Source organism: Shimia sp. NS0008-38b, from assembly GCF_040370365.1.
GTDB lineage: Bacteria > Pseudomonadota > Alphaproteobacteria > Rhodobacterales > Rhodobacteraceae > Shimia.
Map to the genome: position 1 here is coordinate 839447 of NZ_BAABWQ010000003.1, position 25219 is coordinate 864665.

Genomic DNA, 25219 nt, shown 5'->3' on the forward strand with positions numbered 1-25219 from the left:
GTCAGCCTCCCTGCATCGGCGCAACAACTTCGACCCGATCGCCATCTGTCAAGGTCCGTGCCCCTCGCAATGTTGCAGGCACGAAGTCTTCGTTCACTGAGGTCGCTACGCGACCAGAAAACCCGCATTCGTCCAAAACTGCCGCCAAATCTGTCGCCGCAACATTGCGGGTCTCTCCGTTAATCACGATCTTCATCGACCATCTCCGACTGTGTGTTGTGAAGCGCCAAGTCCGCAACGGCGCGCGCCAAAGCAGGCGCAAGCAGATAGCCGTGGCGGTAGAGCCCGTTGGCGTAAATTGTACCACCCAAACGCCGTACGCGAGGCAGGTTATCGGGGAATGCTGGGCGCAGATCGACTCCGATTTCAAGCACCTCAGCCTCACCAAAGGCCGGGTTGAGAGCATAAGATGCGCTCAATAGCTCCAACATTGAGCGCGCAGTGATGCGGCTACTGTCTTCACTTTCAATCATCGTTGCGCCCAGCATATAGATGCTCTCTCCACGTGGCACGATGTAGAGTGGAATGCGGGGATGCAGCAGGCGTACAGGGCGCGTGATCTCTACATCCGGCGCACGGATCACGAGCATTTCTCCTTTAACCCCGCGCAGATCATTTAGGCGCTCACGCGCGGACAGCCCGCGACAATCGATGGTATTTTGCAGACCTGCCGGAGCCTGCTTTTTGTGGAACGTGACAGCCTTGTCCTGCAGACCCCGATGAAGATCTAACAACGCTTTTCGCGGGTCTAGATGGGCTTCGTTTTCGAAAAACAAGCCTTGGCCAAACCCGTGTAAGTCCGGCTCCAGCTCAGCCACACCTTCGCGCCCGATCTCTGAAAAACCTTCTGTGCGCCGCGCAAACCGACGCAGATCTGGCATATCGCGTTTACTGGCCACAACCAGCGTGCCCGATTTTGTGACTTTGGTATGATGTGTCCACCAATCAATGGCCTCTTGACCAAAGCGCAGCACCGGTTCTTCGGCATTTTCATATTCACACCACGGCGCCAACATACCACCCGCCCACCAGCTACAGCCATGTGGGCCGGGTGGACCTGCGGGGTCAAATACCTGCACCTCAGCCCCACGTTCGACGAGCTCCGTGGCCACAGTCAATCCGGCAACACCAGCCCCTATGACGGAGTAGATTGTCACGCGTCCCAAACCCTATGGAAATGGTGAAGCGGGCCGTGTCCGTTCCCGACCTTGAGATCATCAGCGGCAGCGATTGCACCCTGAAGGTAAACATGTGCCTCTGTTACAGCATCCTCCAAGGACAGCCCCTTGGCCAACCCTGCTGCGATCGATGACGACAACGTGCAACCCGTGCCATGGGTGTTTTTTGTGGCGCGACGTGGTGCCGTCCACTCGCGCAAAACGCCATCAGAGTTTATAAGATAATCATGACACAGGTCGCCCTGTGCGTGGCCGCCTTTCATCAGAACCGTTTGCGCCCCAACGGCACACAGCCCCTGTCCCTGCGCAACCACAGCTGCCTGATTTTCTGCCGCCTCTTCATCCAGAAGCCAGCCTGCCTCTGGTAGGTTTGGGGTGATCACTGTTGCGATGGGCACCAAGACATCGCGTAAGGTGGTGACCGCTTCTTCGGCCAAAAGCGCGTCTCCCGATTTGGCAATCATCACCGGGTCCAGCACCACGGGCCCGGAAAATGCGCCAATTGCCTCAGCCACCACACCGATGATCTCAGGCGTGGCAAGCATGCCAATTTTGATCGCGCCTACATCCATGTCACTCAGGACCGCCTCAATTTGCGCACGGACCACATCCAGCGGGATCGGATGCACAGCTGTCACAGCTTGTGTGTTTTGGGCTGTCACGGCGGTGATCACGCTTGTGCCAAAGGTGCCCAGCGCGCTGAACGCTTTCAAATCTGCTTGAATGCCTGCGCCGCCACCGCTGTCAGAGCCAGCAATTGTCAAAGCGATATGTGCCACATCGGCCTCCCAGTGCTCACACGGGATTCACAACGGTAAAAACGCTATCTTCTTTGACACCGTTCCCTCCGCCGGAATTGCCCGGATCAGGTTCGATGGGTTTACGCATTCGCGACTCTCAGCCCCCTCATGTGAGGCACCCCAACGGTTAAGGTGTTTGATAGACAAGCATGTCTCCAACGTCAATCGCTGCGTCACGCACGAAAAAACCCCCGCCTATATAAGACGGGGGCCTCCGTGAGTGTTGCCTATCAGGTTACTGCAGGCTGGCCGGATCTTTGTCTTCGATGGTCACCCAGTTGGTGTCGGCTTTTTCAATGTAGCCCGGGATGTCAGTGACCCAGCGTTCCTGGATGTCCTGAGAAATGTTCAAGAACAATTCACCGTCTACAACGCGCCAGTAGTTTGGATCACCGTCAAACTTAAAGCCCATCGCGGCGCCAAAGGCGCAGTACCCACCATATTGCGGCAGGTAAGCCTCCGGATCAGCTTCAAACGCGGCTTTGTGATCTTCGGACGCGAAACGGTAGGTCGCGTCATTATATGTGGACGTGATTTTCCAATTGCCGCGGGTTGGGGCACCTTCAGTGAAATAGGCAACGGGATCATATCCCTGCAGCGCAAGACCGGTTGAGCTGGCGTTCAAATCCACGCCAGCTGCGATGGAAGATGTGGCAACTGCAACGGAAAGTGCGGCGCCGGTGATAAGGGACTTAAGGATAGACATGGGGAGTTTCCTTTCGGTTGATCTGAGTTCGGAACCAATCAGTTCCTAATGGGTGTTATTTACAATTCGGAACCAAATGGTACAAATCAATTGAATGTGAAATGTGCGTGAGTGCCCCAAAATGGCCCGACCCAGAGAATTTGACACAGACCATGCGCTTGATGGTGCAATGGAAATCTTTTGGCGCAAGGGGTACAAGGCCACCAGTCTGCCAAGCCTATTGCGCGCCATGGGCGTGACGCGCGGGAGCTTTTACAAAGCTTTCGCAGACAAAGAAGCAATCTATTTTCAAACTCTGGAACGATATGACACGGAAGTGGTTTCCAGCACGTTGCAGATGTTAGAGGCCTGCGAGGCCCCGCAAGCTTCCACGTGTTTGTTGCCAATGTTTACACAGTCGGGAACCGCGGATCGCGGCTGCTTCATTTGCAACGCGATGGTCGAAGTTGCGCCAAACAATCCGAAAGTGGCGGCAAAGACGCAAGAGATGGCAGACCGTTTAAAAGAAGGTATTCGGTCGGTCTTGGAAAAACGGAAAGTTGGGAGCTCAACCGCACATCGGGACGAGCTCGCCGAAGTTGTCCTACATCTCTATTTCGGTGTTCAAGCGATGGGCAAATCCGGCCGCGTACATGAAGATTGGTCCGCACGCCTCAAACGCCTGCTGATGGAAGAACAACCAAGCTAACCCAGTGTCACCGTGGCGGTGATCCGTCCTGACACCAGCACGACAAGTTTGCGCATATCCCGGGACAAGTGTTCGGAACGTGCACCGACGCGCGTATTGATTCTGTGAGCGGTGTTCCGAAACAATCAAAGCGCTTAATGCAGTTTAAGTTCGCGATCTCTGATAGGCAGCACGCCGAAGACCGCGACAAGATCTTTGATATGGCGGGATCGTCCGTCCCGCTCATGCAACGATAAAAGGTGGCAAGTATAGGAGACCTGAAAAGCAACAGCTCCACAAAGAGGCGGAGCTGTTGGACGTTCTTATATGTTGTGCAGGCTGCGATTTACTCGCCGTACGGAACCCAGATGTTTTTGACCTCTGTCGCAGCTTGCAGGAACGCGCGACCTTCGCCATCCGCTTCGAACCAATCGCGCGACAGCCCGTTGTTGACCCACGTGCGTTTCAAGTTGCCTGCAGAGGCGCGCTCGATCTCAGCGGACAAGTCCGTTGAGGAGAACGACCAGACCGCATCCACATCAAGATGCCCAGCCAACGGGCCAGCAAGGTCTGCATGCACGCCGGTGAGGATATTGACCACGCCACCCGGAACATCGGACGTTTCCAGAATTTGGTAGAAATCCGTCGCCGCCAGTGGGAAAGCCTCAGAAGCAACAAGCACCGCGCGATTTCCCATGGCGATCGCAGGCGCCATGGCAGAGATCAAACCTAGAAGGGGGGTCTCATCCGCACAAAGCGCGCCAATAACACCAACCGGTTCTTTCATTGCCAAGGCAACACCCCGGATCGGCACACCATGCACCTGACCATCGTATTTGTCCGCCCAAGCGGCGTAGGTGAAGAGACGGCAAAGCGAGGTTTCAACCTCTGCAGCGCCGGTTTTTCCACCGGTCAAATCGTTGATGCGGGTTGCGAACTCGTCGCGTCGGGCCGACAGATTTTCAGCAATGTAGTAGAGGATCTGCGCGCGCAAATGGCCGGTTGTGCCTGACCACCCCTTAGCTGCATGCGCAGCCTCAACAGCGTTGCGCACATCTTTGCGGCTGGCAATTGGCGCCTGCCCCAACAAAACGCCACCTTTGCCATAGATAGTCTGGCTATAGCCGCTGTCAGGGCGCGTTTGCTTGCCACCGACATAAAGCTTGGGCGTGCGGTCCAAAGGATCTGCTGGTCCTTTGTCGCCGACGAAAGCCTCAACGGGTTTGAGAAACTTGGCTGTCCCCTTTGGTTTGGTATAGGCCGCAAGCCCTTCCCAACCGCCTTCGCGGCCAAAGCCGCTCTCGCGCACACCGCCGAAGCCTGCAGCGGCGTCAAACAGGTTCGTGGCATTCACCCAAACAACCCCCGCAACCAGCTTGGGTGCGATATCAAGGGCAAGATTCACGTTTTCAGTCCAAAGCGTGGCCGCGAGGCCATAGCGCGTGTTGTTTGCAAGTGCGACCGCCTCAGACGGGGTGCGGAATGTGGTGGACACCAACACTGGACCAAAAATCTCTTCCTGCATCAGTTTGGAGGATGGCGCGAGGCCGGTGATCAGCGTGGGCGGATAGAAGCACCCTTCTGCTGGCATCTCCAGAGGTGCATGATATGTTTCGCCCTCAGTGTTGCCCGCGACCATTTCGGTAATCGTGTTCAGCTGCACCGGGTCGACCACCGCGCCAACGTCAATGCATTTGTCCAAAGGGTTGCCAATGCGAAGCCCATCCATACGGGTCTTCAGTTTCTTGTAAAAAGACTCGGCAATGCCTTCCTGCACCAACAACCGTGAGCCTGCGCAGCAAACCTGCCCTTGGTTGAACCAAATCGCATCCACCAGCCCCTCAATGGCGCTGTCAATATCGGCGTCATCAAACACGATGTAAGGGGATTTTCCGCCCAGTTCCAACGTCAGCGATTTGCCAGACCCTGCCGTGGCTGCGCGGATATGTTTTCCAACATCTGTGGAGCCCGTGAAGGCCACCTTGTTGATGTCCTCATGGGCAGTGATCATTTCGCCCACGGCACCGTCACCCGTCACGATGTTCACGACACCAGCTGGAAGACCGGCCTGTTTGCAGATGTCTGCAAAGGCCATTGCCGTCAGGGACGTGTATTCTGCAGGCTTCAGCACAACCGTGTTGCCCATCGCCAGCGCCGGTGCAACTTTCCACGCCAGCATCAACAGCGGGAAGTTCCACGGAATAATTTGACCGCACACACCCAAAGCTTGGGCGTTTGGCAGTTCAGCTTCCATCAGCTGCGCCATACCCGCGTGGTAGTAGAAATGGCGCTGTACCAACGGGATGTCGATGTCGCGGCTTTCACGAATTGGCTTGCCGTTGTCCAGCGTCTCAAGCACCGCAAAGAGGCGGCTGTGTTTTTGCAGCAAACGCGCAATCGCATAGAGGTATTTCGCACGGCCGTGGCCGCCCAGACCTTCCCACTTGGACTGAGCCTTTCGGGCGGCTTTGACAGCGGCATTGACCTCGTCTTCGGAGGCCTGTGTCAGATCCGCCAACGTTTCGCCGTTTGCTGGATTTCTAGACTCAAAATCTTTGCGCGGCGTGGTCCAGTCGCCGTCAATGAAGTGTCCAAACGCGGCGCCTTGATCAACAATCCAAGCCAGCGCATCTGCTGCGCTTTCAGGTGCGGGGCCATATTCCATGGTGTCGAAAATCTCTTTAACAGTCATTGTATTCGGTCCCTTAAGCCATCGCGTGGCGGTAGCTGGCCGAGTACTGGCCGGTGACATGATGCTCGAGCTGACGTTCGATGTCGCCCAAAAGCGACGAAGCGCCAAAGCGGAACAGATCGGGTTGCAGCCACCGATCACCAAGCTCGTCTTTGATCAACGAAAGATAGACCAGAGAGTCCTTGGCTTTGGAGATGCCGCCCGCAGGTTTGTAGCCCACGCGATACCCCGTGCGGTCATGGTAGTCCCGAATGGCGCGGATCATCACCAGAGACACCGGCAGAGTGGCGTTCACACTTTCCTTTCCGGTGGAGGTCTTGATGAAGTCAGCACCCGCCATCATGCACACCAAAGAGGCGCGTGCGACATTGCGCAATGTGCCAAGTTCGCCGGTGGCCAAAATGGCTTTGACATGCGCATCACCACAGGCTTCGCGCATTTCTTTCATTTCATCATAGAGCGCCTGCCAATTGCCTTGAAGCACATGGCGCCGGGTGATGACGATGTCGATTTCCTCAGCGCCCGCCTTCACGCTTTCGCCAATTTCGGCGATCCGCAGGTGGTAGGGTGATAGTCCAGCGGGGAACCCGGTGGACACAGCGGCGACCGGGATACCTGTGCCTTTAAGCGCCGACACAGCGGTTTCGATCATGTCGTGATACACACACACAGCGCCCGTTGTCAGACCTTGCATACCAAGCGCCTCAAGGATGTCGGCCCGCACAGGCTGCTTGGCCTTTGCACAAAGACGTTCAACCCGGCCTTCGCTGTCATCTCCGGACAACGTTGTGAGATCGATCAAAGAGAGCGCTTTGCACAACCAAGCAGCTTGGTGGTCCTTTTTAACAGACCGACGCCCCGGCAACGTTTTGGCCCGGCGCTCGATGGCGGATGTATTGGCCTGCGCGCTGCTGACCCAATCAAGGTCCAGTGCCATTCCGGGATTGCGCGGCTCCAGCGCGGTGGGCAACTGATGCCCTTCGGCGGTCGTTGTGGGCGTATGCATTGATCCATCCTGTTGCGGAAAACAGGGATCAAAATGCCCCAACCACACAGCCTTTGGCAAGGCTCGCATTGCGGCAATCGCCATTTTTTTGATCATATGGTCAACAAAAACATGAGAATAATTCTCAATTGCATTGACTCTCTTGCGAATGGTTCTCATAATCATGTAGAAACAAGTTAACAGGGGGCGTTATGCGAATCTCACGTCGGACCATTCTTGCTACAACCATGACCGCGATACTGAGTATCGCTACGCCTGCATTTGCGGATGATGCGATGAAGGTTGTTGCGACCACCGGCATGATCGCTGACACAGCCCAGCGCATTGGTGGCGAGGCCATTGAGGTGCAGGGGTTGATGGGTGCGGGCGTGGATCCACACGCCTATCGCCAAACGCGGACAGATATCGTGGCGCTCACCAATGCAGATCTCGTGCTGTGGCACGGGCTGTATCTTGAAGCGCAAATGCAAGACTTCATGCACAAGTTGGAGAAGCGCGGCACCGTTGTTGCCGTGACCGATACGCTGCCACGCGATATGCTCTCCGCCCACGATGAATATGCCGACAAGTTTGACCCCCATGTGTGGATGGACCCAAACATTTGGGTGTTGGTAACAGAACGCATTCGAGATGCATTGATCGAGAAACAGCCTGAAAACCAAGAAAAATTTGAGGCCAACGCGGCGGTCATGCTGGCGGAGTTGCGAGAGCTGAGCGCCTATGCAAAGACCTCTCTGACATCCGTGCCCGAAGAAGCGCGCATTCTGCTGACAGCGCATGATGCCTTTGGGTACTTTGGAAAGGCATACGGCTTCTCTGTCTTGGGTGTGCAGGGCATTTCGACTGAGTCTGAGGCAGGTCTCAATCGGATCAGTACGCTGGTAGACACGCTCATCGACCGAAATATCAAAGCTGTCTTTGTCGAAAGCTCCGTATCTGACCGCACCGTGCGGGCGTTGGTCGAAGGCGCGGCAGCCAAAGGGCACGAGGTCAGCATAGGAGGCGAACTCTTCTCCGATGCGATGGGTCCGGACGGCACCTATGAAGGCACTTATGTTGGAATGATTGATCACAACATCACCGTAATCACCGACGCCTTGGGTGGAAATGTACCCGAGCGCGGCATGAACGGCCGCTTGTCGGCAGGATCGTGAGGACGAACCCATGAAGGTGGAACTGGCAGCAAATATGGGCGTAGCCCCGATGGCACAGGTTCTAGCGCAAAGCCCGTTGGCGGTTCGCGGCATGACGGTATCATACGGTCAAAAGCCGGTGGTGTTCTCGGTCGATATGACCGTTGCCGAAGGGGCGATGACAGCGATCATCGGTCCTAACGGCGCCGGAAAATCGACGCTGTTGAAAGCCGCGCTTGGTATCGTTCAGCCGCTGGCCGGACAGGCGACCGTCTTTGGACAACCCTTGGAAGCCGCGCGTCACCGCATTGCCTATGTTCCTCAGCGGGCCAGCGTTGATTGGGATTTCCCAACCCGTGTCATTGATGTCGTTCTGATGGGCCTGTACCGCGAACTTGGTCTATTGCGCCGTATTCGCGGCAAGCATTTGGATAAAGCCCGCGCTTGCTTGGAGCGTGTGGGCATGACCGACTTTGCGGATCGGCAAATTGGGCAGCTCTCAGGCGGTCAGCAGCAGCGGGTTTTCCTCGCCCGTGCCCTCGCTCAGGAGGCGGATTTATATCTGCTGGATGAACCTTTTGCCGGAGTCGATGCAGCGACCGAGAAGGCCATCATTGATGTTCTGAAGTCCCTGAGATCAGAGGGAAAAACCGTGGTCGCTGTGCACCATGATTTGACCACGGTACGGAGTTATTTTGACCGTGTGTTCTTGATCAACACCCGCAAGATTGCGGAGGGCTCCGTCAGTGAAGCCTTCACGCCGGAAAACCTCAACAAAACCTATGGCGGCCGACTGGCGACTGGTCAGATTGATCAGCTGGAATTGGCTGCGAGCTAAGCCATGTTTTGGGACGCCCTGACGTTACAGCTTGGCTACAATGCCTCGTTGGTTACAGTTGGCGCCACGCTGCTGGGGATCTCGGCGGGCGTGACGGGGACTTTTCTGTATCTGCGCAAACGCGCGCTGGTGAGCGATGCCATCAGCCACGCGACACTGCCCGGAGTTGGCATTGCCTTCATCGTGATGGTTGCGCTTGGCGGGGATGGCCGGGCCCTGCCCGGCTTGCTCTTGGGCGCGGCGGTGTCTTCTTGGATCGGGTTGCTATGTGTGAGCTGGCTCACGCGGTTGACACGCCTGTCAGAAGACGCGGCGATTGGCGCTGTTTTATCTGTCTTTTTTGGCTTTGGCATAGTGCTCTTGACGATCATCCAAACCATGGGCGCAGGCCGCGCAGCGGGATTGGAGAGTTTTCTGCTGGGGGCAACGGCTGGCATGCTGTTCAATGACGCGTTGGTGATTGCTGCGGGTGGGACGCTAACCTTGCTGGCTGTATTGATCCTGCGCCGCCCAATGACCCTTCTCGCGTTTGATCCCGAATACGCGGCCACGCGCGGAATTAACGTGGCCCGTATGGACCTCGCCATTATGGCCTTGGCGATGGCCGTCACCGTGATCGGCCTTAAGATTGTCGGCTTGATCCTGATTGTCGCCATGCTGATCATCCCCCCAGTCACAGCGCGGTTTTGGACCGATCGTACGGATCAAATGGCTTTGATTTCAGGACTTTGTGGGGGGCTTGCCGCATGGATTGGTGCGTCGATGTCTGCCGTTGCGCCCGCGATGCCGACAGGTCCGATCATTGTGCTCGTCAGCTTTGCGCTGTTCGCGCTGTCCCTGATGCTGGCGCCCAACCGAGGGGTTCTGGCCGCCTATTTGCGCCATCGTAGATTTCAACGCCGGGTGCATATGCGCCAAGGATTATTGGCTTTGGCACAAAGCCAGCCAATTTACGAAGCCTATACCATGCGCTTGTTAAAGCAGGCAAAATTAGCCTTGCCAGATGGTGTGCCAACCGACGCTGGACGGGCCCGAGCGGCCAAAGCTTTGCGCGATGAAAAACGGTGGGAACTGGTGCGAGCCGATCAAGCTTTTGAAAGTGCCGCCGCGCTCTATGACGGTCTGCGAGACATCGAAACAGTGCTGACCGCCGACCAAATTAACGAAATAGATCAACGCATTGGCGGCCCCAAAGAGGTAACGCCATGAACGGTGCAGAATTTGTCCCACTGTCCCTAACACCGATTCTAATCGGCGTGCTCGCCGCTATTGCCTGTGCCCTGCCCGGAAACTTCTTAGTGCTGCGCAAACAGGCCCTGATTGGGGATGCAATTTCACATGTGGTTTTGCCCGGCATTGTCGTGGCGTTTCTGATCACAGGTGCGGTTGCTGCGGCCCCCATGATGCTGGGCGCTGCCGGTGCGGCGCTGATTGCGGTGGCCATGATCGAAGCGATCCGGCGGCTGGGTAATATTGAGCCTGGGGCTGCGATGGGCCTGACCTTCACCACGTTGTTTGCAGCCGGTGTTTTGCTTTTAGAACAGAGTGATACCTCCTCTGTTCATTTGGATGTGGAACACGCGCTTTACGGCAACTTGGAGAGCCTGATTTGGCTGGATGCCATGGGTTGGCAAAGCTTGTTTGACCCCATAGCCTTGGCTGGATTGCCCCCGGAACTGGGGCGAGTGGCGGTGGCCCTGATGGGTGTCATTGGGTTCCTGTGGCTGTTCTGGCGACCGCTGATGATCTCCACGTTTGATGAGAGTTTCGCCCAAGCGATGGGGGTCGCCACCAATCGGCTCGGCGTGGCGCTGGTGATGGTGGCCGCGCTTGCGGCGGTTGCGGCTTTTGACGCCGTGGGCTCCATCATTGTGATTGCCATGTTCATCTGCCCCCCTGCCGCGGCTCGATTGATGACCAATCGATTGGAACACCAAGTGGTCTGGAGCGTTGTTTTTGCAGCACTTTCCGCCCTTCTTGGATATGTCTTCGCAGGATACGGGCCGCTGTGGTTGGGGTTTGACCATGCCGTGAGTGCCGCGGGCATGATTGCCACAGTTTCCGGGGCCATACTTGCCATAGCTGCGGTTTGTGCCCCACACCGCCATCGCAGCGGCGCGCCTGCGACCTGAGCCCAACCTTGCAACAACATCGCCATGGTTAACCTTTGGCAGCGGGGCGGATTTGGCAGTTCTGTATGCGCGCTGTTTTACGTCGGTATCGCGTCGGTGCCATTCTTGCCAACCACGCAAATTTCCGCAACGCCCGCTCTGAGCGCGATAGGCGCAACAGGTGGCACGTTGACATCCCCCCCAATCCCGCCAAAACCTGTCTCGCAGACCAACGAAAGGGATCGGCATGAGCGGCGCGTGGGAATTCTGGGTCGACCGAGGCGGGACATTCACTGACATCGTGGCCCGTCGGCCAGATGGCGGCGTGGTCACGCATAAATTGCTGTCCGAAAACCCGGAACGTTACAAGGATGCCGCCGTGCAAGGCATCCGCGATTTGATGGATGTGCAGGGGGCGTTCGAACCGGCTTCCATCCGCGCGGTGAAGATGGGCACAACCGTGGCCACCAACGCGTTGCTAGAGCGCAAAGGTGAGCGGGTTGCGCTTGTTATCACCAAAGGCTTCCGTGACCTGTTGTTGATTGGCTACCAAACCCGCCCCAAGCTGTTTGACCTGGATATCAAACGGCCAGATCTGTTGTATGAAGATGTCATCGAAATGGATGAACGTCTGGACGCCGAGGGCGGCGTGGTGCGCCCGCTGGATGAAGACGCCCTTATGGCCCAGATGCAGGCGACCTATGATGCCGGCATCCGCGCTATCGCGATTGCAGGCCTGCATGGGTATTTGAACCCCATACATGAAGAGCGTGCCGCAGAGATGGCGCGCAATATCGGATTTACGCAGATTTCTGTGAGCGCGGAGGTCAGCCGTTTGGCCAAGCTGGTTGACCGCGGCGACACCACGGTGGTGGATGCCTACCTGTCGCCCATTCTGCGTCTCTATGTAGATCAGGTTGCAGGCGCAATTGACGTGGGCCGCGCCTGTGAGCGGTTGCTGTTTATGCAATCCAACGGCGGCTTGACCGATGCGCGCCTGTTTCATGGGCGTGACGCAATTTTGTCGGGCCCGGCGGGCGGTATTGTGGGCATGGTGAAAACCGGCGAGGCCGCAGGTTATGACCACCTGATCGGCTTTGACATGGGGGGCACATCAACCGATGTGAGCCACTATGCGGGCGATTACGAGCGCAGTTTTGAAACCGAGGTGGCGGGTGTGCGGATGCGCGCGCCGATGATGGACATTCACACGGTTGCGGCGGGGGGCGGCTCGATCTGTACCTTCCGTGATGGGCGGTTTCAGGTTGGACCCGAAAGTGCGGGCGCAGATCCGGGACCGGCCTGTTACCGGCGCGGCGGGCCTTTGACGGTGACAGACTGCAACGTGATGTTGGGCAAGTTGAACCCGGATCATTTTCCACATGTGTTTGGGCTCAACGGTGATCTGCCGCTGGATGTGGATGTGGTGCGGTCCAAATTCGCCGAAATGGCCGCACAGGTTGCCGCAGAGACCGGAGACCCCACACGCAGCCCCGAGGAAATGGCCGAAGGGTTTTTGCGGATTGCGGTCGACAATATGGCCAATGCGATCAAGAAAATTTCGGTGCAGCGCGGCCATGATGTGACCGGCTATGCGCTGCAATGTTTCGGCGGTGCAGGTGGGCAACATGCCTGTTTGGTGGCGGATGCGCTGGGTATGACCAAAGTGTTCATTCATCCCCATGCCGGGGTGTTGAGTGCCTATGGCATGGGATTGGCCGAAATCCGCGCCATGCGCGAAGTACAGCTTGATGCGCCGTTGGCAGATGTCGCTGCGGCGCAGACGGCTTTGGAAGCGATCACGGCGGACGCACGCGCCGAAGTTGTGGCGCAGGGCGTGCAGCAGGTGACAACCGAGGCACGGGCGCATTTGCGCTATGAGGGCAGCCACCAGCCGCTTGAGGTGCCGTTTGGCAGTGTCGACAGCATGCAGGCGGCCTTTGAAGAGGTGCACAAACAGCGGTTTGGGTTCATTTCTCCCGAGCGTGGTCTGCTGTTTGATATGCTGAGTGCGGAGGCGATTGGCGAAACCGGCGAGGCGCCGGGGGGTGTGGCCGTGGGGAACAGCAATGTGCCCAAAGACCAGATCGCCGTGCACGTCGGTGGCGCCCGACGCGAGGTGCCACTGTATGACCGCGATATGTTGGATGCGGCGGCGGTGGTTTCCGGGCCTGCGGTGATTTCGGAGAAAACAGGCACCAATGTGGTTGAGCCGGGTTGGGCGGCACGGCTTGATGATTTGGGCAACCTGATCCTAGAGCGCGTTGAGGATATGGCGCGCGAACGGGCAGCCGGCACCTCGGTGGATCCGGTGTTGCTGGAGGTATTCAACAACCTGTTCATGTCTGTGGCGGATCAAATGGGCGCCACGTTGGCGAACACCTCTTGGTCTGTGAACATCAAAGAACGGCTGGATTTCAGCTGTGCGATTTTTGACACCAAAGGGGATTTGGTGGCCAACGCACCACATGTGCCGGTGCATTTGGGCTCGATGGCGGAGAGCATCCGCACGGTGATGCGGGAGAACGCGGGGGACATTCATGAAGGCGACGCCTTTATGCTGAACTCGCCGTACAATGGCGGCACCCATTTGCCGGATGTGACCGTGGTGACACCCGTGTTTCATGGTGGCGAGGTTGTGTTCTGGCTGGGCTCACGCGGGCATCATGCCGACATCGGCGGGCGCACGCCGGGATCGGGGCCACCGGACAGCACACACATCGACCACGAAGGGGTGCTGATCGACAATGTGCGCTTGGTGTCACGTGGCGATTTGCAGGAGCGGGTGGCGCGGGACGTGCTCGCAAGTGGCCTGTATCCGGCGCGCAATCCGGATCAGAACATGGCCGATTTGAAGGCGCAGGTTGCCGCCAATGAAACCGGTCGGCGTGAGCTTCTGAAGGTTGTCGATCACTACGGTCTGGGTGTGGTGCAAGCCTATATGGGGCACGTGCAAGACAACGCTGAGGAAAGCGTGCGGCGGGTGATTGACCGGCTCAAGGATGGGTCGTTCAGTTATCCGATGGACCATGGTGCGAAGATCGAGGTGCAGGTCACTGTGGATCATGCGGCACGCGAGGCGGTGATCGACTTCACAGGCACAAGCGCGCAGCATCCGGGCAATTACAATGCCCCGATGTCGGTGTGCCGCGCGGTGGTTTTGTACGTGTTCCGCACCATGGTGGGGGCAGAGATACCGCTCAACGAGGGCTGTTTGAAACCTTTGCGGATTGTGGTGCCGGACGGCTCCATGCTCAACCCGGTCTATCCAGCTGCGGTGATCGCGGGCAACACCGAGGTCAGTCAGGCCACGTGTAACGCGCTTTACGGGGCGCTGGGTGTAATGGCCTGTTCACAGGCGACGATGAACAATTTTATCTGGGGCAACGAGACGTTTCAGAACTATGAAACCATTGCCGGTGGCACTGGGGCGGGGCCCGGGTTTGACGGCTGTGATGCGGTGCAAACCCACATGACCAACACCCGCAGCACCGATCCTGAAATTCTGGAGAAACGTTTCCCGGTGCGGTTGGAGGAATTTGGCGTGCGCAAAAATTCTGGTGGGGCTGGGCAGTGGTCTGGTGGCAACGGGTCGCTGCGGAAACTGCGTTTTCTTGCGCCGGTAACGGTCACAACGCTTTGCTCGCACCGCGAAGTTCCGCCGTTTGGTGTGGACGGCGGCGCCCCCGGATCGGTGGGAGAAAACTGGGCTGAGTTGCCTGATGGCACACGCGTCGCTTTAAAAGGCTTTGATGAGATCGACCTGCCAGCGGGCGCGGTGTTTGCCATGGGCACACCCGGCGGCGGCGGCTGGGGCGCGCCATAAAGCACCTGTGCTGCGGCTCGGTCAGGTTGCCCGAGCCGCAGTGTCGGTTTTAAGCGGCAGAAAACCCTGCATCTAAGGCCGCAAGCAGAGTGTTGATTTCAGCCTCAGAAATGGTCAGCGGCGGAGACATCAGAATGTTGTGTGCGCCCAGACGCACCATCGCGCCAGCCTGATAGGTGGCCTCGTGGATGGTCTTCATCGTGGCCATATCCATGGGCGTTTTGGCAGATTTGTCCGACACCAATTCAATACCGGTCATCAAACCTTGCCCGCCACGCACATCGCCAATGATATCGTGTTTCTCTGCGAGTTTTTTCACACCATCAAACAGCTGTGTGCCACGCGCGGCTGCGTTGGTTTTTGTGTCCAAACGCAGCGTTTCAGCCAAGGTCGCCACAACCGCAGCCGCCCCAACCGGATGGGCGGAATAGGTGTATCCGTGGAAAATGCCCGCCTCTCCGGAGGTGTCATTTTCAAACACATCAGCAACCTTGTCATTCAGCAAGCAAGCTCCCACCGGAAAGTAGCCAGAGGTGATGCCCTTGGCGACCGTCATCATGTCAGGTTTGACGCCCCAATGCCGTGCGCCAGACCAAGAACCAGTGCGGCCAAAGCCGGTGATGACCTCGTCGGCGATCATAAGGATGCCGTGACGGTCACAGATATCGCGCATCAGGCCCATGAAAGACGCATCCGGCACAATCACGCCCCCTGCGCCCTGAATGGGCTCCATGATGAAGGCGGCGATGGTATTTGCCCCCTGAAATTCGATTTCGTCCTCAAAGGCCGCAGCGATGTTTTGCGCAAGCTGGACCGGATCCGTTTCGTTGAAAGGATTGCGGTAGGTGTAGGGGCTTGGCAAGTGAAAGCAGCCAGGCAGGAGCGGCTCATAAGCAATGCGAAAGCGATTGTTGCCGTTGACCGATGCGCCGCCAAAATGGGTGCCGTGGTAGCCTTTCTTAAGACTCAGATATTTCGTGCGCGTCGGTTCGCCGCGCAGTCGGTGATATTGCCGGGAGAGGCGCAGCGCGGTTTCCACAGAGTCGCTGCCGCCCGAGGTAAAGAACACCCGAGTCATACCGTCCTCAGCGAAGAACTCGCGCACAGCGTATGAGGCCTCGATTGCGGGCGGGTTTGACGTGCCTGCAAAGGCAGAATAATAGGGCAAATCGTAGAGTTGTTTGGCGATGGCGTCTTTGACCACGTTGTTGGAATAGCCAAGGTTCACACACCAGAGTCCCCCCACCGCATCGACCGTATTGTGGCCGTCGATATCGGTGATGGTCACACCTTCAGCCCCTTTGATGATCTTGGGTGCGGTGGTTTGCATATCACCCGGCGCGCCCATCGGATGCCATAAATGGCGGGCATTGTTTTCTTTCAGGAAGTTGTCGTCTTTCATCGGAATGCTCCCTTGTGCGCAGGGAGACTCCTACGCGTTAAAAATTTGATCAAATCATGCAACGACGGCGTTCGGCTGTCCAGAGCCAGAGCGACAGAGCATTGTCAAAATACGACCCACCCGGCCGGAAAGCTGGTGGCAGAATCAAACGAGAACATGCTAGATTTGGCACTATGCCTGTGGATAACCCCAACATAAGCCAAGACGTGCCCGTCATTCGCCAACTTGACGATGCTGCGATCAACCGGATTGCGGCGGGTGAAGTTGTCGAGCGACCTGCCTCTGCCGTGAAAGAGCTGGTGGAAAACGCCATTGATGCAGGCAGCACGCGTATTGAGATCGCCTACGCCGATGGTGGCAAGACGCTTGTTCGGATCACGGATGATGGCTGTGGCATCACTGAAGCGCAGCTGCCATTGGCGCTGTCACGCCATGCCACATCCAAAATCGACGGCAGTGACTTGCTTGATATCCACACCTTTGGGTTTCGCGGCGAGGCGTTGCCCTCGCTTGGCGCGGTTGGACGTTTGAGCATCACCAGTCGGGTTGGCCGCGCTCCAGCGGCCAAGATTTCGGTGGACGGCGGCGCGGTGAGCGCTGTGAAGCCCGCCGCGCTTTCGGGTGGCACGATTGTGGAGCTGCGCGATCTGTTTTACGCCACACCCGCGCGTTTGAAATTCATGCGCTCAGACCGCGCAGAGTCGCAGGCGATCACCGATGTGGTCAAGCGTCTGGCCATGGCGGAGCCGTTCATTGGTTTTACGCTGCGCGATGTGACCGGGGGCGGCGAAGGGCGCATCACTTTTCGCGCAGAAGCGGAAAGCGGCGATCTGTTTGATGCGTTACATGGCAGGCTGGCGCGCATTCTGGGTCGCGAGTTCGCCGAGAACGCATTGAAGATTGATGCCGAACGCGAGGGGTTGCGGCTGATTGGCTATGCGGCCTTGCCCACCTATTCCCGTGGCTCATCCGTGGCGCAATATCTGTTTGTGAACGGACGTCCGGTGAAAGACAAATTGCTGGTCGGTGCGCTGCGCGGGGCGTATTTCGACTATCTCAGCCGGGATCGTCATCCGGCCGCCGCGCTTTTTATCGATTGTGATCCTCATCTTGTGGATGTGAATGTGCACCCCGCCAAAAGCGAAGTGCGGTTCCGCGATCCGGGTATGGCGCGTGGCTTGATCGTTTCCAGCTTGCGCCATGCTCTGGCGGAGGCCGGACACCGGGCGTCCACAACGGTGGCCGGTGCAACCTTAGACGCATTCAAGCCGGAGCCTCTGGGCGCGCTTGGCGCCCCCCCCACTCACGACAACAACAGCCCGGCGCGGGTCTACCAAATGGACAGGCCCAGCTTGGGCGCGCGAACCGCAGCCTATCAGGCGCAGGCTCCCATGACACCGGGATTTGCCGATCTTTCCGAGGCGTATTCGGCCCGTGTGGACACAGGTGAGACGGAAATGTCTCAAGGTGATGCGCCTGCTGAAGGCTTGCCGCTTGGGGCTGCGCGCGCGCAGGTACATGAGAACTACATTGTGGCGCAAACGCAGACAGGCATGGTGATTGTGGATCAGCATGCCGCGCATGAGCGGCTGGTCTATGAAAAACTCAAGCGCCAGATGGCGGAGAACGGTGTGGCGGCGCAGGCGCTTTTGATCCCAGAGATTGTGGAACTGTCAGAGGGCGACTGCGCGCGCATTATGACGGTGGCGGAAGAGCTGTCGCAGTTGGGGCTGACGTTGGAGGCTTTTGGCGGCGGGGCGATCGCTGTGCGCGAAACGCCCGCTTTGCTTGGTGAGGTCAACGCGCGCGCGATGGTGCTCGACATTCTCGATGAGCTCGATGATCAGGGCGAAAGCATGCTGGTGCAGGCCAAGCTTGAGGCGATCCTGAGCCGGGTGGCGTGCCACGGCTCGATCCGCTCAGGCCGGCGCATGCGCGGCGAAGAAATGAACGCGCTGTTGCGCGAAATGGAAGCAACGCCACATTCGGGGCAGTGCAACCACGGGCGCCCGACCTATGTGGAATTGAAATTGGCCGATATCGAACGGCTGTTTGGACGGACATGATGGACGGTATGGATCTGGCGATTGCCAATATGGAAACCGCAGCACTCTATCTGTTTGCAGGTATTGGGATCGCGGTTTTGCTGCTGTTTCTCTTGTTGCGCAATGCGGCGCAAAACCGTGCAGCCCGGACCGAGGCCTTTATCGCGCAGCATATGAACCAGATGGCGCAGCGCGTGGATCAATTGGCGACGGGTCAGGCGCAGCTGGATGGCGGCCTGCGTGCGCAGGCGCAAACGCAGGGCCAAGTTGCCACGCTGATGGAGCAGCGGTTGGGGGAAGTGCAGGTGAATATGCATGAAAACCTCGCCAAAGTGCAGCGCGGGACAGGCGAGAACCTGGCGTCGATGCAACAAAAAATGGCCGATACACTCGCCACGCAGCAGCTTCAGATGCAGGAAAGCTTGGCCAATATGCAGCTGCGCACCGGCAGCGCGCTGAATGAAATGCAGGAAAAGCTGAACACCTCGCTGACCGGCAATGCCAAGCAGACGGCAACGTCTTTGACACAGTTGCAAGAGCGTCTGGCCACCATCGACAAAGCACAGGAAAACATCACGCGACTGTCTGGTGATGTGTTGAGCCTTCAGGACATTCTGAGCAACAAACAGACCCGCGGGGCCTTTGGTGAAATCCAGCTCAACGACATTGTCTCCAAAGCGCTGCCCAGTGACAGCTATGCGTTGCAGCATACGCTGTCTAACGGCAAACGCGCCGACTGTTTGATCTATCTGCCAAACCCGCCTGGGCCCATTGTGATCGACAGCAAATTCCCGCTGGAAGCCTACGAAATGCTTCGCAATGCGGAAACGCAGCCCCAGTTGAATGAGGCGGCGCGGATGTTGCGGACCTCAGTGAAGAAACACATCAAGGATATTTCTGAGAAATACATCCTTGAGGGGGAAACAGCAGATGGCGCGTTGATGTTTTTGCCGTCTGAAGCGGTTTATGCTGAGTTGCACGCCAACTTTCCGGAGCTTGTGCGCGAAGGGTTTGCGGCGCGGGTTTGGATTGTGTCGCCCACCACATGTATGGCGACCCTCAACACCATGCGCGCCATCCTGAAAGATGCCCGGATGCGCGAACAGGCGGGGGCGATCCGCAAGGAGTTGGGATTGCTCTACTCCGATGTGGAGCGCTTGGGGACGCGGGTTGAAAACCTTGATCGCCATTTTGGTCAGGCCGCAAAAGACATCAGCGAGATCAAAGTGAGTGCGGACAAAGCCGGCCGCCGGGCACGTCGGCTCGACAACTTTGATTTCGAAGAGCTGGCCCAATCTGACGACGACAAAGTGGTGCCGCTTACCAAGCCAGACGTCTAGCGCAGCACTGCTCCCTCCCTCCGATGCTTGTTCATTAAGACAGCTTTGGATGGGCATGCCTCTGAGGCCCACGCCCCTTTTGGGGTCTGGGGCAACGCCCCAGCCACACCCAAGGTTTTGGTGTGCGGCGTGCCGCATGTCAAAAGGGCGGGAGCGCTTGTCCGCTGGGTGTGTACGGAAAACTGTTTGCGCCATGTCAAAGACTCAAGGCACTCTGGCACGCACAGTGATGTACAAAAGGGAGGCGTGTTATGCTTGAAATTTCTGCATGGAAAGTGGCGCAGGTTGTGCTGATGTCGCGAGAACTGGACCGGGCGGAGGGGGAACTGCGTGCTTTTATTGACCGGCTCAACGAGGACGAGCAGGCCAGTTTGGTTGCGGTGATGTGGATCGGCCGTGACAGTTTTACAAGCGAGGATCTGGCAGAGGCGATTATGACCGCCAAAACCGAGAACACCGTCCCCACTGCTGATTACCTGCTTGGCTCTCCACATGTCTCAGATCACTTGGAGAACGGCATGGAGGCACTTGGCCTCTCGCTGACGGAAGAAGAAGACGACCTTATGCGGCGCGGCTAAGAGCTGCGTTTTGCAGCCGCTTGTGCGCTGAAACTTGTGAAAATCTGCCAAGCCTTTTGGGATCCGTGCCAAGCTTTGGTGCGGGTCTTTACGATTCAATTATGTGTCCCTATCTGCGCCTAAGAAGGGCAATCATCTGTCGATTGAGACAGCTGCACGTCATATCCGATAGGCCGCAAGACCGCCCTTTCAAAACACAGTTGCACCGCAATGCCGGGTCCCTTTGGGGGTCTGTTCAATTGGGTTGTCATTTGGAGCTATGAAAATGTCTGTCTCGTTCTGGGCGCGCGAAGATCAAAAACATGGGAACGACAAATACGTCGACCTGACCAAAGATGACGCGGTGGAAATCACCTTTGTCAAAGACGGGCCCGACGGTGATTTGGTGCTGGAAGACAATGGCAACGAACCAGATCCCGACACCAAAGCTATGATCGACGGGCAGACCTATGATTTTGTCTTTGAGATGACGGGCGAGTTGGACGACGGAAAAAACGTACCGGATGAGTTCGATGACGCGCAGGTGGCGATGATCACCATCATTGACTACCCCGAGCCCGGAGACGAAACCCGTTTCATGTTTCTGCCAGAGGCGGACGCCTCAGAAGACGATATGAACGAATTTGGCGACAAGAAATTCAAGCTGGATGACTATGACAGGAGCCCTGACGATATCGCGCTGCCAGTGTGTTTTGTCGCTGGCACGCTGATCGACACGCCTGATGGTCCGCGCCCTGTACAGACCCTACGCGCAGGTGATCAGGTGACCCTTGAGAATGGGCGGGTGGCTAAACTGCTTTGGGCCACCGAGAGCCACTATAGCTATGCACAGCTTTTACAGCGGACAGAGCTGCGCCCGGTCCGTATCGCAGCAGACAGCCTCGCAGCCGATGTCCCGTCACAAGATCTTTGGGTGTCGCAACAGCACCGCATAGGCCTCCAAGGATGGCAGGTTGAGGTTCTGGCCGCCGCGCCGGCTGCTTTTGCCCATGCCAAACATTTGGCGCCCGTGCCGGGTATTCCGGGACCTGAGTGGCGGGAGGGGGTTCGGTACGTGCATCTGATGTGTGACCGCCATCAAGTGCTTGTTGCCAACGGAACGCCAGCAGAGAGCTTGTTTCTTGGAGATCAGGCCTTGGAGACACTGGATGAGGTCGCACGGACTGAGCTGGAAACACTGCTGGCTGAGAAGCCTTGGGTCATAAAGAAGTTCTCGCGCACCGTAATGCCGACGCTCAAAGCCCATGAGGCACAAACGTGGCGCAAAATGATGTCTGGTCGACCGGTATTTCGCGATTTGGTGCAGATGGCTGCCTGACTTATCGCCCCGGCATCAGCCACGCCGTCAGGTAGGTTTCGAGCCGTTCACGTGGCGAAATCGCATTGTGCAGAGCACAAAACACCAGCGAAATTGCTTGGATCTCAAAGGCTTGAACACCCTCAGCTTGTAAATCAGGCGAAATGTCTGTGCGGAAAGGTTTATCGGCAAGCCACTTGGACACCACTTCGGCGTGGCGCTCGAAGGTCATTGCAATTGGACCGATGTCTGAGTTTGCGGCCGCTCCCGAATGGCGCAAAATCACGTCGAACACGTAGCGTTCACAGGTCATAAAATCCATCATCGGCATCAGCGCGTCCACCATCTCGGCGATGGTTTCCGGCGTAGAGCGTGTCTCTATTTGATCCAGAAGCTGATCAATTTCTTTGCCGATCAGCTGATCCATCAACGCGTCTTTGTCTTTGAAATGCGAAAAGAACGTGCCTTTGGCCACGCCTGCGCGCAGCACCACTTCTTCGACGCGCAAAGCGTCGTAGCCATTTTCTGAAATCACCGCTTGTGCCGCGTCCAAAAGCTTGGCGCGGGTTTTGAGCGTACGTTGTTGAATTGCGCGTGCCATGGGGTCTTCTGGCACATTTTGTGACCGTGGTCAAATTTATTATTGACCGCGGTCATTTTTACATCCATTTAAATTGACCATGGTCAGTATTTGGAGAATCGCAATGACACAGAAACGAATTTTCGTCCTCAACGGACACCCTGCTGCAGAGTCTTTGACCGGCAGTGTCGCTAACGCTTATGCACAGGCTGCACGCAAAAGCGGTCACGATGTGCGGGTGACAAACCTGCATGATTTGCAATTTGATCCGGATTACGGTGTGGGCGGATATGTGAACGTGAAACCACTGGAACCGGATCTCGAACAGCTTTTGAGTGACATTGAGTGGGCTGAGCATTTTGTGGTCGCCACGCCAATGTGGTGGGGAGGATTGCCCGCAAAACTCAAAGGTGTGTTTGACCGGTCTTTTCTACCGGGTCGCACATTTGACACCCGCAACACCACAAAATTGGGCTTTCCGGCGCCGTTGTTGACCGGACGCACCGGGCGCGTTCTTTTGTTGTCTGACACACCCGGCTGGTTCTTTCGGATGTTCTACCGCAACGCATTGGTGGTGCAAATTCAACAGCAAATCTTGGAATTCGTGGGCATCAAACCCGTGAAAGTGTCCAAATTTGCCGGTGCCAGTCATCCCAAAGTGGGGGCCGTGGACAAGTGGATCAAGAAGGCGGCCAAAATTGGGGCACAGGCCGCGTGATCGGTACAAAAATGGGCCTGAAAATGTTCTTTCAGGCCCATTCTTACTATAAATTTTCGGCGCAGATCAGGCGCAATGATCGACGATTTGCATGTGCTGCGCCAGCGTGCTGATGTGGTCTAGCCATTCAGACAAGAGCGCAGGCTCAGACGGGGCGGCCTGTACGCCGGGGGCAATTTTTCCATCCAGCACAGCCTCAATGGCCAGCGAGACCGGAATTGACACCAAGCGCGCCATCGCGGTGCCGCGCGCATCGCCCCAAGCGTCCATGACATAGGTTTTGTGATAGACTTCTGCGCCGTCTTTTTCGGCCTTCAGCCCAACACACAGAACCACACGATCCGGTTCCCCTTCGTCATAGGCATTTTCGTTCCAGAATTGGTCAGACATCTCTTTCAGACGCGCGTCGCCTTCTGGACCGGCCAGCGTTTCGATTTCGCGAAATACCGGCGACCAAGCCTCGGCCCACCCGTTTAGGCGCAGCGTGCCGCGGACAAAGGTGTCGACATTCCAGTCGGGCTCAAACTTGTAGTCTTCCATGAATGGGAGGCTGTCCCGATTTGGATAGACTTCGAAGGTCTCCGGCTCCGTCAGTGGCGCTTCAAAGCTGCTGATCGCATCCCACGGCCGATTCACATCAAGCGGCTTGCCATCGCGGATTGAGCGTGACGGGGAGCGCAGCGCCTTTAACACACCAAGCGGTGACCAGCTGAATTTGTAGCGAAACGGATTGGCGTTCTTGGGTACGCCACCGCAGTAGCTGATGAAGCTGAGCCGATTGCCAACATCATAAGCATCAGAGGCGCGGTAATCCGCGACAAGTGCGTGCGCCATCAAATGGTCGATGCCAGGATCAAGACCCACTTCATTGACGCAGGCCACACCAGCGGCTTTGGCTTGCGCATCCAGTGCCTTCATCTCTGGCGCAATGTAGGACGAGCTGACAAAATCTGCGCCTTTGGCGATGCAGAGCTCCGCCAGTGGCACATGCCAATCGCCGGGCAACATCGAGACAACCACGTCACCTTTGGCGAGACCCGCACCAAGCGCTTGGATATCAAACGCGCGAATGTCTTGGGTCAAATCGCCCACAGCCTCTTCTGCCTTTGCGGTGGTTCGATTCCAAACAGTGACCTCGCGGCCAGTTTCCAGCAGGCGACGCAGGCCGGGAATTGCGGAGAGGCCTGTGCCACACCAGTGAATTGTCATGTCTCGTCTCCCCTCAGAGATCTTTGGAATGGGTGATGAAATCTGCTTCAGCTCGAGTCCAGACGCCGTCGCTCAGGTCTCCAAGCGTCATCAAAGTCTCAAGCAGTTGCGCGGCGTAATCCTCGGAGCTTTCGACCGGCAACATTGACGGCAGGTTGTCAATGGCCATGACATCCAGAACCGGGGTGTTTGCAACGCGCAGCGCCGGGGCCTCCCATGTGGTGGCACGGTCATACACCGGTACGGGATTGTAATCACTGTCCGGGTCGCACGCCACATCGCCAATGGCCGTGAGGCTGCGGTCGGCGCCCAGCGCGTCGGAGGGCACAAACACCGGAGTGCCCGGGCGGGCAAAGATGCAGTTTAGAAACAGATTGTGATCCAAGATTTGAGGAAATGGCCCCCCCGAGGCGGTTTCAGCCATATCCCATTTGGTGACATCACACTGCATGGCCTCAAGCAGATCTGCAGCGCCGGCGCCAACCCGGCCCAATGCCCCGATCACAATGGCGCTGGGGCGGTCCGCAGACAAAGCGTCAAGCTCCGCACCAAGTTCAGCGAGCAACGCCTCTTTGCCTGCATAAACGCCCACCGGACCACAGATTTCACCACGCTGTTGTGCCACCCAAGCTTTGAGCGTCACGGCCGCACCAGCATAGCCAGCCCAATAGCCAAATGCCGCCACGCGGCGGCCGGTTGCGTCCACCAGATACTCCAGATCATAGAGCGTGCCGCCGCCGGCCTTAAAGCGCTTCAGAAGCGCAACACCTGAATGCTGACCTTTGAAAGCATGGCCAAACATGATGTGGCGGTGCGGCAGGGGCGTGCCATCTTCTGGCAGCTCTTTTAGGCCAAAAATGATCGCATCCCGTGGGGCCTCCGGCCAACTGTTCTCAGGCGCGATCTCACAGCCTGCAGCCCGGTATCCCTCTATCGCAATTGCCCGGACAGAACTCTCTTCCACGGTGACACGGATGCCTTTGTCCAACAGGGCCTTGGCGCCTTCTGGTGTCAAACCAACCCGTTCTTCATTGGGCCGCTGTTCAGCCCGAACCCAAAGATGTGTCATCTTGATCCTCTTAATTTGTGAACA

At 57.3% G+C, this 25219-nt stretch carries 21 protein-coding genes and 1 riboswitch; of the genes, 11 read left to right on the forward strand and 10 right to left on the reverse strand.

Going from position 1 to position 25219, the window contains the following annotated elements; translation table 11 throughout:
- Position 1: 1 nt before the first annotated feature.
- From thiS to ABWV47_RS16245, 4 genes are all read right to left on the reverse strand, one after another.
- Positions 2-196, reverse strand: coding sequence for a sulfur carrier protein ThiS (gene thiS, locus ABWV47_RS16230; RefSeq protein ID WP_353313672.1), 195 nt, complete (start codon positions 194-196; stop codon positions 2-4).
- Positions 180-1157 carry an FAD-dependent oxidoreductase gene (locus tag ABWV47_RS16235; RefSeq protein ID WP_353313674.1) on the reverse strand — a complete coding sequence of 326 codons (978 nt, stop codon included), beginning with the start codon at positions 1155-1157 and terminating at the stop codon, positions 180-182. Before ABWV47_RS16235 ends, thiS begins: the two co-directional genes overlap by 17 nt.
- Positions 1154-1957 carry a bifunctional hydroxymethylpyrimidine kinase/phosphomethylpyrimidine kinase gene (gene thiD, locus ABWV47_RS16240; protein ID WP_353313676.1) on the reverse strand — a complete coding sequence of 268 codons (804 nt, stop codon included), beginning with the start codon at positions 1955-1957 and terminating at the stop codon, positions 1154-1156. The genes ABWV47_RS16235 and thiD overlap by 4 nt, the downstream gene beginning before the upstream one ends.
- Before the next feature lie 46 nt (positions 1958-2003).
- A riboswitch (TPP riboswitch) is annotated at positions 2004-2111 on the reverse strand.
- 102 nt (positions 2112-2213) lie between these two features.
- A complete protein-coding gene (locus ABWV47_RS16245) occupies positions 2214-2684 on the reverse strand; it encodes a YHS domain-containing (seleno)protein (RefSeq protein WP_353313678.1) in 471 nt (156 codons plus the stop codon).
- Positions 2685-2805: 121 nt separating this feature from the next.
- Between ABWV47_RS16245 and ABWV47_RS16250 the strand changes: the two genes are divergently transcribed.
- Positions 2806-3372: a TetR/AcrR family transcriptional regulator gene (locus ABWV47_RS16250; protein WP_353313680.1), complete on the forward strand. Its 567-nt coding sequence runs from the start codon at positions 2806-2808 to the stop codon at positions 3370-3372.
- A 325-nt stretch (positions 3373-3697) separates the two neighbouring features.
- On the opposite strand, the gene ABWV47_RS16255 is transcribed toward ABWV47_RS16250, so the two are convergent.
- On the reverse strand, positions 3698-6043 hold the full coding sequence (locus ABWV47_RS16255; protein ID WP_353313682.1) for an aldehyde dehydrogenase family protein: 2346 nt from the start codon (positions 6041-6043) through the stop codon (positions 3698-3700).
- A 13-nt stretch (positions 6044-6056) separates the two neighbouring features.
- Positions 6057-7049: a deoxyribose-phosphate aldolase gene (gene deoC / locus ABWV47_RS16260; protein WP_353313684.1), complete on the reverse strand. Its 993-nt coding sequence runs from the start codon at positions 7047-7049 to the stop codon at positions 6057-6059.
- Between the two features lie 227 nt (positions 7050-7276).
- On the opposite strand from deoC, the gene ABWV47_RS16265 reads away from it, so the two are divergent.
- The 5 genes from ABWV47_RS16265 to ABWV47_RS16285 all read left to right on the forward strand — a co-directional run bounded on the left by ABWV47_RS16265 (position 7277) and on the right by ABWV47_RS16285 (position 14957).
- The gene (locus tag ABWV47_RS16265) at positions 7277-8203 is read left to right on the forward strand and encodes a metal ABC transporter solute-binding protein, Zn/Mn family (RefSeq protein ID WP_353313686.1); all 927 of its coding nucleotides are present in this window, start codon (positions 7277-7279) and stop codon (positions 8201-8203) included.
- 10 nt (positions 8204-8213) lie between these two features.
- Entirely contained in the window at positions 8214-9020 is an 807-nt protein-coding gene (locus ABWV47_RS16270) for a metal ABC transporter ATP-binding protein (RefSeq protein WP_353313688.1), read from the forward strand.
- A 3-nt stretch (positions 9021-9023) separates the two neighbouring features.
- Positions 9024-10229 (forward strand): metal ABC transporter permease, encoded by a 1206-nt coding sequence (locus tag ABWV47_RS16275; RefSeq protein WP_353313690.1) that lies wholly within the window; start codon positions 9024-9026, stop codon positions 10227-10229.
- Positions 10226-11152, forward strand: a complete 927-nt coding sequence (locus ABWV47_RS16280; RefSeq protein WP_353313692.1) for a metal ABC transporter permease — start codon at positions 10226-10228, stop codon at positions 11150-11152. The genes ABWV47_RS16275 and ABWV47_RS16280 overlap by 4 nt, the downstream gene beginning before the upstream one ends.
- Positions 11153-11378: 226 nt before the next feature.
- Positions 11379-14957: a hydantoinase B/oxoprolinase family protein gene (locus ABWV47_RS16285; protein ID WP_353313694.1), complete on the forward strand. Its 3579-nt coding sequence runs from the start codon at positions 11379-11381 to the stop codon at positions 14955-14957.
- Between the two features lie 49 nt (positions 14958-15006).
- Here ABWV47_RS16285 and ABWV47_RS16290 read toward each other — a convergent pair whose 3' ends face one another.
- Positions 15007-16359, reverse strand: a complete 1353-nt coding sequence (locus ABWV47_RS16290; RefSeq protein ID WP_353313696.1) for an aminotransferase class III-fold pyridoxal phosphate-dependent enzyme — start codon at positions 16357-16359, stop codon at positions 15007-15009.
- A 173-nt stretch (positions 16360-16532) separates the two neighbouring features.
- Between ABWV47_RS16290 and mutL the strand changes: the two genes are divergently transcribed.
- The 4 genes from mutL (at position 16533) to ABWV47_RS16310 (ending at position 21640) form a co-directional block, all read left to right on the forward strand.
- The gene (gene mutL, locus ABWV47_RS16295) at positions 16533-18425 is read left to right on the forward strand and encodes a DNA mismatch repair endonuclease MutL (RefSeq protein ID WP_353313698.1); all 1893 of its coding nucleotides are present in this window, start codon (positions 16533-16535) and stop codon (positions 18423-18425) included.
- Positions 18425-19744: a DNA recombination protein RmuC gene (locus ABWV47_RS16300; RefSeq protein ID WP_353313916.1), complete on the forward strand. Its 1320-nt coding sequence runs from the start codon at positions 18425-18427 to the stop codon at positions 19742-19744. The genes mutL and ABWV47_RS16300 overlap by 1 nt, the downstream gene beginning before the upstream one ends.
- A 251-nt stretch (positions 19745-19995) precedes the next feature.
- Positions 19996-20322 carry a DUF3775 domain-containing protein gene (locus ABWV47_RS16305; protein WP_353313700.1) on the forward strand — a complete coding sequence of 109 codons (327 nt, stop codon included), beginning with the start codon at positions 19996-19998 and terminating at the stop codon, positions 20320-20322.
- A 265-nt stretch (positions 20323-20587) separates the two neighbouring features.
- Positions 20588-21640: a Hint domain-containing protein gene (locus tag ABWV47_RS16310; RefSeq protein ID WP_353313702.1), complete on the forward strand. Its 1053-nt coding sequence runs from the start codon at positions 20588-20590 to the stop codon at positions 21638-21640.
- 1 nt (position 21641) lies between these two features.
- Here the strand turns inward: ABWV47_RS16310 and ABWV47_RS16315 are convergent, their stop codons facing one another.
- Positions 21642-22220: a TetR/AcrR family transcriptional regulator gene (locus ABWV47_RS16315; protein WP_353313704.1), complete on the reverse strand. Its 579-nt coding sequence runs from the start codon at positions 22218-22220 to the stop codon at positions 21642-21644.
- A gap of 103 nt (positions 22221-22323) precedes the next feature.
- Here ABWV47_RS16315 and ABWV47_RS16320 point away from each other — a divergent pair, with 103 nt between their 5' ends.
- Positions 22324-22917 carry an NAD(P)H-dependent oxidoreductase gene (locus ABWV47_RS16320; RefSeq protein ID WP_353313705.1) on the forward strand — a complete coding sequence of 198 codons (594 nt, stop codon included), beginning with the start codon at positions 22324-22326 and terminating at the stop codon, positions 22915-22917.
- A gap of 66 nt (positions 22918-22983) precedes the next feature.
- Here the strand turns inward: ABWV47_RS16320 and ABWV47_RS16325 are convergent, their stop codons facing one another.
- Positions 22984-24126: a saccharopine dehydrogenase family protein gene (locus tag ABWV47_RS16325; protein WP_353313707.1), complete on the reverse strand. Its 1143-nt coding sequence runs from the start codon at positions 24124-24126 to the stop codon at positions 22984-22986.
- Between the two features lie 13 nt (positions 24127-24139).
- Positions 24140-25195, reverse strand: coding sequence for a saccharopine dehydrogenase (locus tag ABWV47_RS16330; RefSeq protein WP_353313709.1), 1056 nt, complete (start codon positions 25193-25195; stop codon positions 24140-24142).
- Positions 25196-25219: the final 24 nt, after the last annotated feature.

Bases quoted from the DNA above. Each gene is read 5' to 3' on its own strand.
- ABWV47_RS16330 (WP_353313709.1), bottom strand. From the start codon at position 25,195: ATGACACATCTTTGGGTTCGGGCTGAACAGCGGCCCAATGAAGAACGG.
- ABWV47_RS16305 (WP_353313700.1), top strand. From the start codon at position 19,996: ATGCTTGAAATTTCTGCATGGAAAGTGGCGCAGGTTGTGCTGATGTCG.
- ABWV47_RS16280 (WP_353313692.1), top strand. From the start codon at position 10,226: ATGAACGGTGCAGAATTTGTCCCACTGTCCCTAACACCGATTCTAATC.
- ABWV47_RS16310 (WP_353313702.1), top strand. From the start codon at position 20,588: ATGTCTGTCTCGTTCTGGGCGCGCGAAGATCAAAAACATGGGAACGAC.
- ABWV47_RS16290 (WP_353313696.1), bottom strand. From the start codon at position 16,359: ATGAAAGACGACAACTTCCTGAAAGAAAACAATGCCCGCCATTTATGG.
- ABWV47_RS16250 (WP_353313680.1), top strand. From the start codon at position 2,806: ATGGCCCGACCCAGAGAATTTGACACAGACCATGCGCTTGATGGTGCA.
- ABWV47_RS16255 (WP_353313682.1), bottom strand. From the start codon at position 6,043: ATGACTGTTAAAGAGATTTTCGACACCATGGAATATGGCCCCGCACCT.
- ABWV47_RS16300 (WP_353313916.1), top strand. From the start codon at position 18,425: ATGGACGGTATGGATCTGGCGATTGCCAATATGGAAACCGCAGCACTC.
- deoC (WP_353313684.1), bottom strand. From the start codon at position 7,049: ATGCATACGCCCACAACGACCGCCGAAGGGCATCAGTTGCCCACCGCG.
- ABWV47_RS16325 (WP_353313707.1), bottom strand. From the start codon at position 24,126: ATGACAATTCACTGGTGTGGCACAGGCCTCTCCGCAATTCCCGGCCTG.
- ABWV47_RS16245 (WP_353313678.1), bottom strand. From the start codon at position 2,684: ATGTCTATCCTTAAGTCCCTTATCACCGGCGCCGCACTTTCCGTTGCA.
- thiS (WP_353313672.1), bottom strand. From the start codon at position 196: ATGAAGATCGTGATTAACGGAGAGACCCGCAATGTTGCGGCGACAGAT.
- ABWV47_RS16270 (WP_353313688.1), top strand. From the start codon at position 8,214: ATGAAGGTGGAACTGGCAGCAAATATGGGCGTAGCCCCGATGGCACAG.
- ABWV47_RS16285 (WP_353313694.1), top strand. From the start codon at position 11,379: ATGAGCGGCGCGTGGGAATTCTGGGTCGACCGAGGCGGGACATTCACT.
- ABWV47_RS16315 (WP_353313704.1), bottom strand. From the start codon at position 22,220: ATGGCACGCGCAATTCAACAACGTACGCTCAAAACCCGCGCCAAGCTT.
- ABWV47_RS16320 (WP_353313705.1), top strand. From the start codon at position 22,324: ATGACACAGAAACGAATTTTCGTCCTCAACGGACACCCTGCTGCAGAG.
- ABWV47_RS16275 (WP_353313690.1), top strand. From the start codon at position 9,024: ATGTTTTGGGACGCCCTGACGTTACAGCTTGGCTACAATGCCTCGTTG.
- ABWV47_RS16265 (WP_353313686.1), top strand. From the start codon at position 7,277: ATGACCGCGATACTGAGTATCGCTACGCCTGCATTTGCGGATGATGCG.
- mutL (WP_353313698.1), top strand. From the start codon at position 16,533: ATGCCTGTGGATAACCCCAACATAAGCCAAGACGTGCCCGTCATTCGC.